This window comes from Mucilaginibacter gossypii, from assembly GCF_900100945.1.
Taxonomy (GTDB): Bacteria; Bacteroidota; Bacteroidia; order Sphingobacteriales; family Sphingobacteriaceae; genus Mucilaginibacter; species Mucilaginibacter gossypii.
Genome location: NZ_FNCG01000018.1, coordinates 33,370 through 50,251 on the forward strand (window position 1 = coordinate 33,370; position 16,882 = coordinate 50,251).

The window sequence follows — 16,882 nt, forward strand, 5'->3', positions numbered from 1 at the left end:
CTTTATTTATTTACTTATATATCAATCTTTTATAGCCATAGAAGGAATCCTTTTTAACATAATTACCCGAAGCATCCTTATACATGATACCATAGTTTGCTTCTAATGGGAATTTTGCTGACAAAGACTGTTCATCAAAAAGCTCGTAAACAAAAAATGCACCTATATTCTTCTGCGATATCAGCTTAGGGATATTATCGGTTATATATTGGCTTTGCAGAGCAAAACTCACAGCACCCGTGCCTTTGAACCTATTAAACTCCGTAATCCAGATGGGTTTATTGAAATGACCTTGTATATAGGAAAGCACATTTGCTATTGGTAGTTTTTGAGCAAGCATGTCTCCCATGTTGGAATACCAATGGCAGCCAATTATATCATAGTTCACTTTGTTTTCTTTCAATAACTCCAGATAGTAAAAATGGGTAAAGCTAACTGACAGCGAGATCATTATAGAGGGCTTAACCGTTTTGACACCATCTATAAAGCCTGATATCTGCGCCATAAAACGCTTACTTTTTTCGATATCATACTCGGCATCAGGTCTAACTCCGGCTGGTACATTTCTTACCCTGATCTTGTTATCAACTTCATTGTTTACTTCAAGCACGGTAAAATAATCACCGTAGGCTACACCAAAATTCTTCCCCTGTGAAAACGCGATTTGATAGACAGAATCTGGTGGCATCCCGCCAATACCTGTTTGCATCACGGCGGCAAAAGGCAAAATATTATTTTGCCTAAGCGCTTGAAGCAATTTTATGAACGCCGGCTGATTTTTTGCATAACCATCCTTTGTGAGTATTACGTCAAAACGATAGCTGGAAACATTCAAATCTTTTAAAGCTGCTATTTGGTCATCTAAATTATTACTGTAGTCCTTTTGTGTTAAGGGATGCCCATTTATACCCCATACAAACTGAGATTTAGGGTTTTGCGCACGGCATGTGTAAAACAGCAACACGCAAGTGGTAACCATAAATGATACTTTCATCATAAAATCGAGCTTTTAAAAGATGTTTGAAGCTTTTATATTAATGAGACTATATCAGTAGGTCAATCCCCGTAGCCAATGCCATATCCATACCCGAAATAACCTGCTTTCGAAAAATTAACGTCGTTAATAACCAGGTACAGGTTATCCACGTTATCCTTCTCCTTTATTTCATTTATGATTTCAATCTGGGATTTATTTGTGTAGTTATGACGGCAAACATAAATGGTCATATCAACATGCTTTTGGATCACAAGTGCATCAGATACAAGCCCTACGGGCGAACTATCGATAATTACGTAATCAAACTTATTTCTCATTTCGGTTATAAGTTCACCCAATTTATCTGTCAACAAAAGTTCACTGGCATTCGAAACAACCGGTCCCGATGTTATTACAAAGCAGTTATCGTCAAATCCGCTGGGCTTGATAAGATCATCGGCATTGATGTTTTCTAAAACGTAGTTGGAAAAACCGAGGTCTGCGTTATCAACATTCAATACGGATGAGAGCTTCGGTTTCCGGAGGTCTAATTCTATCAGTAATACTTTCTTCCCCGCCATCGCAAAAGTGCCACCCAGGTTCTTGGTCAGAAAAGTTTTCCCTTCTCCATTTACACTCGAGGTAACCATTATCACACTGGATTGGCCGCTATCCAATATATTCCTAAGCTTAGTTCGCAATGTGCGCATGCTTTCTGTAACCTGTGTCCGGGCCAATTGATCTGATTTTGAATTGAGTTTTAGCGATTGATGCCCAATTTTACCTATAATCGCAACATCGGTTTGTTGCTCTATATCTCCCTCAGAAACAATTTTTGACTGTATCAGCTTTTTAGAATTAACTATACCGAAAGGCACTATCAGCCCCATAAAAAAGCCCATGGCGTAAATAAGCGGTTTGATAGGTTTAGCAGGATCTTTTGAACTTTTCGCGTCATCAATTATCCTTGAATAAGATATATTGGCCGCCTTGGCCATCGAAGTTTCTTCTCTTTTTTGTAACAGGTATACATATAGTTGCTGTTTAAGCTCCTGCTGCCTGTTAAAATCCATAATAGTACGTTGCTTGCCCGGAACCTGTTTGATGGAGTTACTCAGTATATTAGTTTGAGCGTTAATTCCCGAGCTGTTCAAAACCATCTCATTTTTGTAACTATCAATGCTTTGCAACAAATTATGCCTTACTGTTTGTATCTGTTGATCTATGTTAACTATAACCGGATTGGTTTCTGTGAAGGATAAACGCTGTTTTATCCTTTCATTCAGCAAATTGTTGTACTGGGATAAGCTTGCTGCAAACGAAGCGTTTTGGATATTCAACGAGCTTGGAATAACCTGCTTATTGTTAGGATCGTCAAGCCTACTTTTTATATCCTTAATTATAGATAATTGAATTTGCTGTTGCTGATATTTATTGGTGTTTTCGCTTGCTGAGCCAACCAAAACTTTCGACTGTTCATCAAGATCCGCGATATTATTACTGCTACGGTAGTTTTGATAGTTTTTCTCAACGTTAGTTAACTCATCTTCTACAACCCCCAGTCGAGAATTAATAAAGTTAATAGTACTATCAATAGATGCTTTTTTCTGTGTAAGATTATCCTCAAGATATTGATTCATTAAGGATTGCAATATCACTTCACCTTTCTTTGAATTTGGATAATATAATGTTAGCGCAACGGTGGTAGTACCTTTATCTATAAACTCCGCGTCGTAGTTGCGGGTAATATCCGCTATAGCGTCATCATCAGATACAATTTGTGTAGAATATTCGCTTAACAAAACTGGCACGTTCGGTTTTTTTGTAACTATCAGGTCATACTGAGGCAATTTGATAGCAGCTCCATAGCTTACATTTAAGTTTACGTTCTCTTTTGAGTTGGCAATGTTTAAATGGGTACCATCCACCGGAGTAATTACGTACTCCCGCCTTTTCAAAGAGTCGACTTTAGTTTTGGCTATTTTTACGTCAAAAGGCGATTCTTCATAGATCTCTGTCGCGAACAATCCACTATTAGCGAACAATTTAATGTTGAGTTGCAGCTTTTGCTCCACTTCCTGAATCAGGTTGCGCGACCGGAGCACATCGCCTTCATTTTTTATAATCTCATTCAGGTTTAATGCAGATGTTGCGCCGCCATTTGCATATGCGGAGCTGGCATCTGGATTATTAGGCTGCTGCTGCAGCAGCATTGAGCTGCTTACAAGGTACTGTTGAGTGGCGTAAATGGTAAAAAAATACGCCAATGCCACAAATAGTATCGGACATAATAAGAATAAGTACCAATAGGACTTTAGTTGCGACAGCAACTTATTGTCATTTTTATCGTTCCCGTTTAAATATCTTGTTTTCATTTGTTTCTTGGGGTGAATTATAGATAGAGAATTAACTTGCGTTAAACGGTTACTACAAATAGCGTTTTGCAAATATTGCAGCAGTGAGTAAGGTAGCTGCCAACGACAAGTACTTAACCAGATTATTGTCATTGTTAAGAACCTTTGTTTTAAGCGGTTCCACGTATAATACATCGTTTTGCTTCAGATAGTAATATGGCGAATTCAAAAACTCCTTTCTCGTCATATCCAGCCTCACAGAAAAGTCATTGCCATTGGCGTTTTTGCGTATAAGCAATACGTTTGTGCGGCGTCCGTAAATTGTCAAGTCGCCGGCATATCCTAAGGCATCTAAAATTGTCACTTGCTCGTTAGGCACTATATAAGCCGCAGGATGATTCACTTCGCCTAAAACAGTGATCTTAAAATTCGAAAACCTAACATCAACGGTTGGGTTCTCAAAGGATTTTTTAGCAATAGCCTTTAGCGTCTTACGAGCTTCAAACGTTGTTAAACCGGCAAGTTTCACTGTTCCCAGAACCGGGATATCAACATTGCCGTCCTTCGCTACCAAATAACCCGCAAGCGGATTTGAAGAGCCATTGGTTGAGGTGCCGCCGTTTGCATAAACACCATTTTTATTATTTATGCTCAAGGTTGCATTTGGGTCGGTTGTATTTATATTTATCGCCAGGATATCATCCGGCTGAATTACAGGCTCTGTGTAATTACCAAGTGCCAGGGAAGTTGGCGTAGACGCCTGTGAAACGTCTTGCGCGTAAATTAGCTTTTTTGTGCTTCCGCATGAACATAACATGAAGCCAAAAAGTGCAACTATTAAAGCAATGAAGTAACGGTTATTTTCCATGTATAGGTGTTTTATAATCATTTCTCGTTTTACTTATTAATCTGTATAATTTTGTAATACATATATATTGTTATTGATTCGATACAGCGTCGCCATCTCGCTTACAGCGTGTAAGATTTTGGCTATCAGTTGCGATCAATTTAATATTTCATGATTTATTAAAGCATTTCCTCATTGATCTCCAACAAATATTATCAAAATATCAATTATTAAGGCCTGATTTTGAGCATTGATACTTTAATGTAGAATTGTGAGAATAGGTGTGAAAACCAGCGATAATTCACATGTAGCACAGCGGTTTTATTGGCTCTTTTTAATTGAAAATTCTCAAAAAAAGTTGAATTTGACAGGTTTCCCTACCAAATTCAACTCAATGATTATTAAAAATCACCTGGCTATTGAACTAGCAATTTCGAATAAAGATTTCCGGAAGAAGAATGTGTATTAATTATATATACGCCTCGTTCCAACTTGTTTTTAAAAGTAACTTGTATCCCAGCAGCGCCAAACTCATCGGTCGTAAACGTTTGTGTTTGGATCAATTTACCGCTTATATTACTTATTGATAATTGAACTGGTTCATTCACGGGGAAATTTGCAGCGTTAAGACTAAATGATGCTCCGAAATTTGGATTAGGGAACACAACAATTTTTTTGGTGGTGATAGACGGTCCCGCAGGCGCAATAAATGTAGATGCCAATGAGGTAGCCTGTGTGCTCACCTTAAACAGCTCAAGACCGGCCAATGCAACCCTATTTGCGGTCGGGTCAAATTTTATACTTAATGAACCGTCGGTTACGGTGGTAGTAAAATCTTTAACCAGGGCCGTACGATATCCAACCTCACTAAAAATATCAAAATTTTGCAATCCTACTTTATTTTCTATTGTAGTATTAAAGATCCGTGAGCCTGGTGCCGTCCAAAAGTTCTCTACAAAATGTAACCTTAGCAAGTAATCACCATTTATTACCGGGATCTCATACCTCGTTTGTGCTTGGTCTGCCGCTGCCGACAAATAACTTATATACAATGAATCGATATCAGTTCCGGCAACCCCGGTAAGTACCTGCTGGGAATCAAATTTGATCGACCCGGAACGATAATTTTTGTCTGCTTCATAAACCTGATTGCCGATAGTCAAGTTTACGTCAGAGCCCCCTTTAATGCGTTTTACAATACTAACCGTGCTATTTGCATTATTGGCTATAGCATATAATGGCACCCTCAATGGCGAAGCATCGCTGTTATAATTTACAAGCAAGGCAGCATTTTTAATACCAACAGAAGCAGGTGTGTATTTAACGGTAAGCGTGGTAGTCGCCTGCTCGGCCAAAGTAGCAGTTTTTAATGCACTTACAGTAAACTCCGAAGCATTCGGCCCTGATATAACCGCGCTTTTCAATGTAATTGGCGAATCGCCGGTTCCGTCCGGATAGGTAATACCCTGATTTTTTATCGTTACCACAAATGATGAAGATGTACCGGTTTTAATGGGGTCGAAATTAATAGCCGTGTTGGGTAAGGCCGCCAATTCAGAATGATGTAGCGAACCAGAATCCGGTTTAATATTATCAATGTAGTAAACATTGTCCTGGTAATCATAATTGGTGGCAGATGTACCTAAATAATCGCAATCTAAAATATAGGCATCCGGAACAATGTTACCATCAGGCCCATATACCTTTAAAAATCTTATGCCTATAAGGCCGTTGAAATTTTTGGTACGATCAGAATATGATGTACCAACTTTAATTCCAAAAGATCCCGATATCGTGAACGAACCCTGTGCAGACCCTTTTGTTGTATTTGTTAATCGCGGCAAAACAGATTGCCCATCTAAATTACTATGCGTAAACAACGTGGTAAGCGTGTTCGATCCTTTTTTGTAATAGGCAAAAGTTTCTACCGCCGAGCAGCAACCGTGGTAAGCAGCAAGTTGATGAACCGTTATCGGCTTACTTGGATCGGCAATTACAAAATATCCCGCGTTTACTTCGCTCGAATTAGGAACCCTTGTTGTGCCGTCTATATCGCCGTCATCATGCCCATAGCCTGTACTGGTATTAAAACCAAACGCGGTTATTATTTGCTGCGCATAGGGCTCGTTAGTACTCTCCCCTGCCACTTGCCATATCCCACTTAAGACAACCTTTTTTTGCGGGCTGATACTATCATTACTCGCTATAGTTAAAGTATCATTAAATACTTTAAGCCTTGTGGCCGCATTTTGGGCTATGAATTGCACAGTAACATCCGCATACGATAAAGGCGCTATACTTATAGGGACAACACTGTTTGTATCTGTATTAACAGATGCTATTTTCCAGGCTGTACTATTTGACAAAGTAAGGTTACTTAACACCAGGTTGCCTGTACCTTTATTGTTTATCCGTAACTTCACTTTATCGTGATTGGCATTATAAGCAGTGGTATCCGGGCTGGTTCTTCTCCATGGCGTTTGAATAAGTGAAAACACCAAACGATCATTGCTTGGAAAAGCATCCGGATTGTTCAATACCATAAATGCACCCGAAGAAGGGACGATACTAAAGTTGTAGGCGTTTGTAATTACCTGGTTATTGTTACCATCCGTAGCTTTTACCTGTATTTTGTAGGCACCGGTAGCTGTTAAGAAAAATGGAACCGTATAATTAACATAGGCACCATTATTTATTGAATATTGCAATGAACTTAAGCCCGACCCACCAGCATCACCCGCTGTGATGTAAACCCTCACCAGGTCATAGTAAACGCCGGTTAACTTTAGCGAACCAACCGTTCTAACACTGGCTGTAGGAGCCGTGTTATCCGTTACGGCACTAAATGGAGCAAACGTCAGATAGTTCATTTTGGTATTGGTACCGCCATTAGCATCGATAGTCAATTTCCCATCGCTTACCTGCACAGTTGCATTTCCTGATTTGTACTTATTTGAAGCAGAAGGCGTGAAGTCGCTTATTGTAGGTAAACCTTCCACATTAATTTGATGGTTGCTGTCGTAATAGCCATCATCGCCCGCGCTTACTGTTACATTATACTTTCCGTTTGGAACAACATATTCCCAGGTACCCGGATTTTGCCCGTTAGTGCTGGCTTGCATCTGAACTACTGAACGCAGTTTTGCATCACTTGTGCCTGTACGCAAGCGCATATTGGCACTTAGATCTATAGGAACCTTTGTTACCGGGTTAACCCACCCGTATTTTCTAGTCGCATCATAAGGCAAGCCATTATCTGCAATGAAACCTGCCGGAGCAGTTGAACCGGCAGGTAAAAAGTCAATATTAGTGGTGGTTGGAACCGCAATGCTACTCACTGCAAAATCGTCAAAAGTATATGTAAGTGCCGTTGATGAATTACGATGGGTTGCAAAAACGCCTGCAAATAGCTCCCCTGTTGTTAAGCCTGTTCCGGCAATATTTAACCCTACAATTGAATAAGCAGCGCCCGTGCTTAAATAATTTACGCCGTCTACAGAGTAAAAACCCTCCGCCGTATTGGTTGTTGAATCTATTATTAGCCTTAAGCTAACAGTTTGAGTGTTTAATCCGCTAATTACTGACGTAATCCGTTGGTCTGGATTAGTGGTACCGGATACTGAACTGGAAACATCGTTAAATTCTTTTCTCAACTCTATTTTATTGCCGCTAATATCCAGTTTGAGATAGGTTTTATCATTTAACCCATACCACAATCCCGCCTGTTGTGATTGGGTACCATTTGCGGGATTTATTATTTTTACGTCTAATTGCAATTTTGATACTGCAACAATTTTAACCCCAAGTACATTCAACTGGTTATTGTTAGTAAGCATATCTATGCCTTTATTGGTAACCAATTGAAGCCTGCCTCCTGTTACCGTTATCTTTGAAGGTACATAGCCCGGAACCGACGGATCAGTAGGTGTACCATCTTCAGATAATCGTGTACCTGAATAACTATTAACCGTAGTAAAGCCTGTTCCTAAACCATTTTTATCAACAATGGAGGAGGCTACGCCGCCGGTGAATGACAAACTATATGGCAAACTCACTGTAATTGCCGAACATGGCAGCGTACTAATAGGTGTGCACCCATCAGCTGGCTGACTCAAAACGCGATCGGTAATACCTTTGACAGAGTCTTTCACCGCTGTTCTATCTGCTCCATAAGCAGAGCCTATCCCGAGGCATAATAAAATTAAAACACTGTAACACCGCTTAAATATTGAGCTGTCAATTAAAATGTACCTGTGTTTTTTCATGAAAAAGGGGATTTAAATTTATTACCGTATCTTATGATAATCATTGACTAAAAAACATTACAAATTGCTTTAATACCATCCACACGCGACAAGATCAACGCTTACCCGACGCATACACAGTGGGTTTAGATTGTTCTATATCTTTTTTATTAGCCTTTAACAGAGTTATTTGTGAAATAGAGTTTGGGTTCTCATTCCAGTTGAACTCGCTGATATATAAATTGCCGGTTATGGTATCTTCTACTAAATCCAACGGATTGGCAAATCCGTTCATCCCTTCAAGGCCATAGTTACTTGCCCCGGTTGCAGTATGAGTTATGTCATAAATGCGATCATCGGTAGATGTCCCTTTGTTATTTTGCTTTAGCATCGATCCCGGCTCTAAAACCATTATATCGCCACCACCGCTAAACCGGCAAACCAATAATTTACCTTTAAGGGCCCCGTTAAAATTGTTGCTCCGGTATTCGATCACGCCATTTGGCGATTTATTAAAACCAAAATCGTATGCAGCACCCCTGTAATTAATATCAGGCTTTGTGTTTGACTGGTAATTAGGATTATCCACCGAACCACGGTTAATTACATATTCGCCTCTTAAAGGATTTGGATGCCCGAAAAAACCAACCGGTTTGTTAGGATTTACCCTGAATAACCAATCATGCTGAACCGGTACACTCCTGGTAGAAGGTATTTCGGCACCGGTGTAATATGTACCATCCGGTCTCCTGGTTCCTTTTACAGATGCTGGTGAATTACCGCCACCACCAGACCCATTTGCCGGGACATATAACTGGCCGTTGGTATGCCAAACCATATCATACGCATTACGTATGCCTGAAGCAAATATTGTAAGCGGTGCGGTTAAGCAATAAGGATTATAAGTACCGTCTGGTAACTTCAAGGCCAGATCAGATGCCTGGTTTATCAGACCCTGATTAGCAGTTGTTTGTACATTAAGCGGCAACTTCACATCTCTTAATTTTTTTAAATCAAGCCTTAAAATTGCGCCGGCCAGCAACGTTTCATCCCTTTGCCATCCCTTGTCATATTCGCCGGCCGAACTATTGCTGCCTACTGATATATACAAAGCGCCATCCGGGCCAAAAGCCATACTATTTACCATATGATCACGCGTTGAGCGTGGCAACCTGGTAACCATAAGCTGTTCATCTTTCAGAGCATTACCACTTAGCCTGGTTATGTTACCATCAAAAACCGGGGCTGCAGTAAGACCCGATGATGAAAAAGAAACCCAAGCTACAAGGTTTGATGACGTTGAACTCGGATCGAATGTTAATCCGATGGCGGTTATTTCACCATATTTTGCGATAAGCGTATTGATGAGTGTCATGTTGGTTAACATTCCGCTTGTATGGTCTACGTCAAATCGCTCTATGCTTCCGTCCATTTTCAAGGCGTAAAACTTCCCGTCGGGGCCAAAAGTTAGCGAGGTGTATTTTTTATTCTGTGTGCCGGGGATAGAAATTTTGGTAAAAGAAGCATTGAGAAGATTGGCAGAATCAACGGGCGCTGAAGCAGTTGAAAAAGCAGTTTCAAAAGGCATAAAAGATGTTCCCGCGTATGACTTTACGCCGCTTGTGATAACAAACTTATAAATGGTGTTGGGTTCAAGCGACTTTGCAGGCGCAAAACTGATAGCATCGCCACCACCCGTACCTTGCACATTTCCAGCCACTTCTATACTTTCACCGTTGCTTATTTTCAGAAGTTTTACGGTTTCGTTGGTTATTGTTGAATTATTAACCCCTCCTTTTACTCCTTTGGCAACAGGTATAAACAGGTTGTTGGCCGCTATAGTGATATTATTATAGGTTGCGCTTGAGCCATTTATTGGTGTAGAGGATATAACATAAGGCCGTTTATGATCCACAACCCGCAAGGCTAAATTTATAACGGCATTACTGTATCCATTGGCCGAAACGTGTACAGAGGCTGTATAAGTGCCTGTAGGCATTGCTCTTGCTGCCGAATAATCAAAAGTTATAACTGAATCTCCCTCTTTAACATTTTTTAATTTGTTTAACCAGCCTACCCCATTGCTTTCCTTGTCATAGCTTGCTGATACTTTGTACTTTATGTTAGTGTTTAATGAATTATGGATATTGACGTTTATCGTATTACTGTCTTTATTATTTTTATCAACCAAAAGGTTTTGGGAACCTGCTGATAAATAAACATATGGTGATATGCTAACGGGATCAACTTCTACATAACAGATCTTGGTATTGGTACCTCCTATCGCATCTATCGTTAACGCGCCGTCACTTACGGTAACAGTTACGGTAGAGGTTTTAAATCTTCCGGGGCTTCGAACGCGTCCCATCGGCGTGAAATTATAAATGGTTTTTACTCCTTCAACATTTATACAATCCTTTTCGGTAGCCCTGCCAACTTCTCCATCTCCAACCGCGACGGTAACTTTGTAAACCCCATTTAGCAGTTTAAGCTCCCAGTAGCTATCTATTTTTTTTCCCTTAAAAATTCCATAAAACAGGGTATTAATATCATTAGCCTGCATATGTACAAAGGTTGACAGCAGAACATCTTCTGGTTCATTTCTCGCACGTCCGTTACCGGTTATGTCTACCGGTCGCCCGTTATCAACACGTTTCCAGCCATACATTAACTGCGATCCCTCATACACACCCGGCCTGTTTTCAAACTGGCCGCCAAAATCTTTAAGCCACCCCGGAGGCGGTACGGTTTTTTCATCCTGAAAATTTATCTTAACGGGCTCTATAACGGGGTTCTCGGCTATGCAAAGCAGTGATGAAACAAGTTTTTCATCATGTTTATAAATTGAAGGCTTAATTACTGTTTCATAATTACTGCAAAACAGGAATACGATACAGCCAAACGCTGTTAAATAAATTAAATAAACTCTTAAACTTTTTTCTAAAAACCGCCTCATCTAAAACAATCTTTATAGTTATATAGCTGCCATTTGGCAGCTGTTTTATTAATTGCCACCATCAACTATAATTTTGGCATACTTGTAACCGGATTTGTATACGGCCCTAATGATGTAGAATTTATTACCCCCCCGCTGTTCTAACTCGAATTTTGTACTTAAAGACCCTTTTTCATCTACCTGGGCTTTGTTTGTTTTGAGTTTCTTGCCCGTCATATCAAAAACATAAATCGATACAGGCTCATTCGGCTTGAAATGAGATAGCTTAACGTTCGCTATTCCGTTTGTTATGGGGTTAGGATAAGCCTGCAACACACGTTCGTCGCCACTTGCAGCCACCGATTTAAATTCATCAATACTTTTTTTGATGATAACCGAATCTACATGCGCAGAATTATCTATTTGAACTATTTTAGTGGTATCGTCAATGCTCGTTACTTTTAATAAGGCATTTAAGTTGCCATCGACCTTAGTTTTTGAGTTAACCTTGAAACTTAAAGATCTGTTTTTACTAAGCACAAGTAGTGACCGTTCAGATGGCAGTTGAATATTGCTGATAGCAAAACGCCCGGCATCGCGCCCAGATAGCCGTATATCCTTGATCTTTAATACCCCGTCTCCTTTATTAATCAGTGTTATCTGGTACTCTTTATCATCGTTATCATTAACCGATGAGCGGGACACGGCACTAACCGCCAAAACCGGCATTGGCGGGGCAGGGCTTGAAACCTTTAATAAGGTTATCTGCGAAATAAGATTTGTATTGTTATTCCAGTTAAATTCGTTTACATACAAATTCCCATTTACTGCATCTTCCACTATATCAAGAGGATTTGCAAAGCCCGACATACCTATTAAGCCACTGTTACTTGATCCGGTGGTAACTTTTACTATATCATAGATATGATCATTAGTTCCGGAGTAAGCAGTTTTAGTCATCGCGCCGGGCTCCATCACAATAATATCGCCGCCGCCGCTAAACCTGCATACTAATAATTTCCCTTTTAAAGCGCCGTTAAAAGTGTTGCTTTTATATTCCAAAGCCCCATCCGGCGAGTTGTTTAAACCAAAGCTATATGCGGCCCTGTAATTGGAATCGGGATTAACTGTAGGTGAATAAAGCGGGTTATCGGGATATCCCCTATTGATAACATATTCGCCGCGCAACGGATTGGGATGACCAAAAAAGCCAACAGGCAAATCGGGATTTACCCTGAACAGCCAGTCGTTTTGTACTTTTACACCAACGGTAGCGGCAACTGCCGGCCCGTGATAAAAACTGCCGTCAGGTCTGTGGGTACCTGCAACGGATGCCGGCGAATTACCTCCACCGCCCGAGCCGTTGGTTGGCAAATACAACTGCCCGTTGCTATGCCAAATCATATCAAAAGCGTTGCGCACCCCTGAAGCATAAATAGTTAGCGGCGAAACCGTGCTATAAGGATTATACGTTCCGTCAGACATGGCAGCAGTGTTGCCGGGAGCGGCGTTTATCACCATTTGGTTAGAGGTAGTTTGCACGTTTAGTGGTAAAACAAAACTATTAAGCTTGGTTAAATCCAATCGTAATATAGCCCCTGATAATAATGTTTCATTACGCTGCCAGTCATTATCGTAAGATCCGGCCGAACTGTTACTGCCCTGGCATATATAAAGTGCGTTATCAGGCCCGAATGCTAAGCTGTTTACCATGTGGTCGCGAGTTGACCGAGGTAACTTAGTTATTACCAACTGTTCAAATTGTAAACTATCTCCCCATAATTTAGATATGTTTCCATCATATGATGGGGCCGCAGTCAATCCGCCTGAAGAATGAGAAACCCATACAATTACATTGCTTGAGGTAGACGTAGGAGCAAAGGTTAAGCCAATAGCTGTCCGCTCGCCATATTTGGCAACCAAGGTGCCCATTGTTTTATCCAGCGTAAGGGACCCGTCGGTATGGTTCATTAAATAACGCTCGATCGTACCATCCAGGCGCAGAGCATAAAATTTACCGTCGGGGCCGATAGCTAACGAACTATACTTTTTATTCTGTGTTCCGGCAATGGGTACCTTGGTAAACTGAGCGTTTAAAAGAGCCGACGAATCTACCTGCGCAGCATCGGTAGTAAACGTCATCTCGTAAGGCACAAAAGGGATGTTTGCGTACGATTTAACTCCCGAAGTTATAACAAACTTATAAATGGCATTAGGATCTAAGGTTGCCGAAGGCGAAATACTGATGGCGTCGCCCCCACCGGTGCCTTGCACAACACCCGGCACTTCAATATATGATGTATCAACAAGTTTAAATAATTTAACAGTATTATTGGTGATGGTGCTGTTATCCACACCGCCATGATACCCGGCAGCCACAGGCACATGTAAATTATTCGCGGCTATACTAACCAAATTTAACGGCACTTTCGTTGCCCCGTTTGCCGGCGATGATGATATCACATAAGGCCTTAAACTATCAACAACATTTATCTGCACAATAAATGTACTGCTCGTAAACTGTGGCGCTTTTGCGGTAATCACGGCTTTGTAATTACCTATTGGTAAGTTTTTTGTGGCAGAATAGTTAAAGAAAACTTCGGGTTGTACCCCCGTTTGCGAGGGGGTAAAAGTAAGCCAGTTGCTACTCGCGCCCGTATAACTTGCGCTAACGGCGTACGATGTTGCCTGGTTATTTGAGCTGCCTAACGGTATCGAGAATGTGCTTACATCTTTTGATCCTGCATTCACAATCAAATTTTGGTTGCCCTTGCCCCAAAACAAATACGAACTCAAAGAATATGGCACTATATTAACATAGTTTATTTTGGTATTTGTACCGCCATCTGCTGTTATAGTTAGTTTTTCGTCATTAACGATTATGCGGCTGGTTACAGCTTTAAAACGCCCTATCGAGCCTTCCTTACCAACCGGCGCAAAGCGATTTATCACATTAACGCCTTCAATATTTAACGAATGAAACTCGGGTGCCGAACCCACATAACCATCACCAACAGATGCTGTTACATCATAAATACCATTAGGAACCTTAATTTCCCAAAACGATTCGACCTTGGTGCCGCTAAACGATCCGCTGATAGTATTGGCCTGCATATGAATTAACGTGGCCAATAGTACGTCTTCGGGGTTATTTCTATTCCGGCCATTACCGGTTATATTTATTGCCGAGCCATCAGATTTTCGTCGCCAACCAAATTCCAACCCACTCCCCTGTAATGGCGCTGTACGCAGGGCATAGCCCTGGCCGTAATCTCTCATATAATTTACAGGCGGAATCGCTGCCGGGTCTTGAAAATTAACATTTATCGGTTGTGAGAATTGACCGTCAACTACGTTAAGGTTTACCAGTAATGTTGCAAATTTGTAACCAGTGGCGGCGCAGGTAACGACAGCCTGATAACTACCCGCATTTGTATTTGAATCGATTGCGTTGGCATCAAAGGTTAATAAGTTATTTTTGGGTTGTGGTAAATTCAACCAATTTGCATCTGTTTTAGTTAGCGTGTAACCTGCCGGCAAAGCAACGTTTGAAGTAATATTTACTGTTTGCGGATACACCAGCCCCTTTTTGATTATTGATATATTGAGTATGTTTTGAGAAAAGGAAAGCACTTTTGAATTTGAACCTATATCCGTAACTGCAAAGTCGTCGAAACTATATGTTACCGCCCCGCTGGCGTTACGGTGCGTTCCAAAAATGCCTGCGTAATTTGCATGGTTAATTATACCAGTACTATCAATACTGATATACGGCGCTGCATAGCCCGCCCCAGCGCTCAAAAAATTTAACCCATCGGTTGAATAAAAGCCTTCTGCTGTTTTGGCTACAGAATCTATCACTAACCTCAGACTAACTGTTTTGGCACTTAAAGCCGTGATAGCTGGCGTAATACGTTGATCCGGGTTAGCAATACCAGATATTGAACTGGTAACGTCGTTGATTTCTCTTCTTAATTCAATTTTATTATTGCTTACATCCAGTTTAAGATATGTTTTATCATTTAATCCGAACCAAATACCTGCCTGCTGGGCCTGTGCTCCATTCACAGGATTGATAACCTTCACATCTATCTGTAGTTTTTTCACAGGATTAACCTTTACACCCAGCACATTTAGTTGGTTGTTATTAGTTAATATATCAATGCCCTTATTGGTAACCAGCTGTAAACTTCCGCCCATTACAGTTATTTTTGATGCTTCATAACCTGGCATGACTGGGTTTGAGGGGTTACCGTCAGCCGCTAATCTTACACCAGAGTACTTGTTTACCGTTGTAAAACCTGTTCCCTGGCCATTTCTATCAATAATAGTGTTAGGTACTGAGGCATCAAACGATAATTTGAAAGGAAGAGTAACGGTAAGGGCACTACAGGGCAATGTGCTGATACTGCTGCAGGTATCCGGTTTTGTCTTTATCCCGACGCGCAAAACTTTATGATTAATAATACCGGTCGCCGCGTTAAGATGGATAAAGTTTATAAGTAGCAAAAACAATATGGGGAAAAATCTGGTCATATGTTTTATTTTTTACGGTCGATCATTAATACCCATTTGAGTTGTTATTGATAACTACCTTTTACAATAGCATAAGAGATAACTTCACCGCCTCGCAAATCATTTTATTGTATCCTCGATAGCAATTTTACCTATAAAACGACATAAAAAGCTGATATTAAACATCGTTGATGCTGAATTGTATAAATGTGAGAAACTAATAAGCAACAGCGACCCGGGCCAAGAAATGTAGTAAATGCTTTGTTTGTAATAGACTGTAACATATTTCTATTCTGCTTCTCACCATTTCTCATGTTCATACACAAATTTCCCATCTTGCACAATCCCGTATCAGTTTTCGTTTATCTTTAGAAACAATTGTTATGAAGAATTGGTTGAATACACATTTGAAACCAACCGGAAATCGCTTAAAAAGATAAAATCTTTTACAAAAATGGATCAGATTGAAAAGAAATGGCTTGTCTTATACACACGACCGAGGTGGGAAAAAAAAATCGACCGGGCTTTAAAAGATCATAACTTCAAATCATTCTGCCCCTTGTTACACGTTACCAGAAAATGGGCAGACCGCTTAAAATCTGTGGGAATACCGCTTTTTCCATCTTATATCTTTGTTTTAGCCAATAATTATGATATCGCTAAAATTATGCAGATATCAGGTGTGTTACACGTGGTAAAGCACTGCGGCAATCCGGTGGTTATTACAATTCAGGAAATTGAAAATATAAAATCAACAATACGCACTTATACCGATATTGAGGTTGTTTCATTGAAGCCTTATACATTAGGCGAGCAAATAAAAGTTAAAGATGGTTTGTTATCCCATCACGAGGGCATTGTAACAGCTTACAACGGCAGGTTGGTTATTTTGACGATTGAAAATCTGGGATTTGCATTAACTGTTAAAATCAAGCCGGAGCATCTGTCTCGGGTTGGTGAACCGTTGCAAAACCTCCGTGCATATCAACAAGTTTGATCTGCGTTTTTATT

The 16,882-nt window shown here is 40.4% G+C and carries 7 protein-coding genes; 1 reads left to right on the plus strand and 6 read right to left on the minus strand.

All coding sequences use genetic code 11. The features are described from left to right. Nucleotides 1-10: 10 nt before the first annotated feature. The 6 genes from BLS28_RS25140 to BLS28_RS25165 form a co-directional block, all read right to left on the minus strand. On the minus strand, nucleotides 11-997 hold the full coding sequence (locus BLS28_RS25140) for a glycosyl hydrolase (RefSeq protein WP_091174216.1): 987 nt from the start codon (nucleotides 995-997) through the stop codon (nucleotides 11-13). Nucleotides 998-1,056: 59 nt separating this feature from the next. Then, entirely contained in the window at nucleotides 1,057-3,351 is a 2,295-nt protein-coding gene (locus tag BLS28_RS25145) for a GumC family protein (RefSeq protein WP_176844563.1), read from the minus strand. A gap of 52 nt (nucleotides 3,352-3,403) precedes the next feature. Beyond that, complete coding sequence (locus BLS28_RS25150) at nucleotides 3,404-4,198, minus strand: polysaccharide biosynthesis/export family protein (protein WP_176844564.1); 795 nt, start codon at nucleotides 4,196-4,198, stop codon at nucleotides 3,404-3,406. 395 nt (nucleotides 4,199-4,593) lie between these two features. After that, entirely contained in the window at nucleotides 4,594-8,442 is a 3,849-nt protein-coding gene (locus BLS28_RS25155) for a malectin domain-containing carbohydrate-binding protein (protein ID WP_091174226.1), read from the minus strand. Between the two features lie 94 nt (nucleotides 8,443-8,536). Continuing rightward, nucleotides 8,537-11,377: a PQQ-dependent sugar dehydrogenase gene (locus tag BLS28_RS25160; RefSeq protein ID WP_091174228.1), complete on the minus strand. Its 2,841-nt coding sequence runs from the start codon at nucleotides 11,375-11,377 to the stop codon at nucleotides 8,537-8,539. 48 nt (nucleotides 11,378-11,425) lie between these two features. Beyond that, nucleotides 11,426-15,892, minus strand: a complete 4,467-nt coding sequence (locus BLS28_RS25165) for an Ig-like domain-containing protein (RefSeq protein WP_091174230.1) — start codon at nucleotides 15,890-15,892, stop codon at nucleotides 11,426-11,428. A 433-nt stretch (nucleotides 15,893-16,325) separates the two neighbouring features. On the opposite strand from BLS28_RS25165, the gene BLS28_RS25170 reads away from it, so the two are divergent. Further along, nucleotides 16,326-16,868, plus strand: a complete 543-nt coding sequence (locus BLS28_RS25170) for a UpxY family transcription antiterminator (RefSeq protein WP_143020867.1) — start codon at nucleotides 16,326-16,328, stop codon at nucleotides 16,866-16,868. The last annotated feature ends 14 nt before the right edge of the window (nucleotides 16,869-16,882 follow it).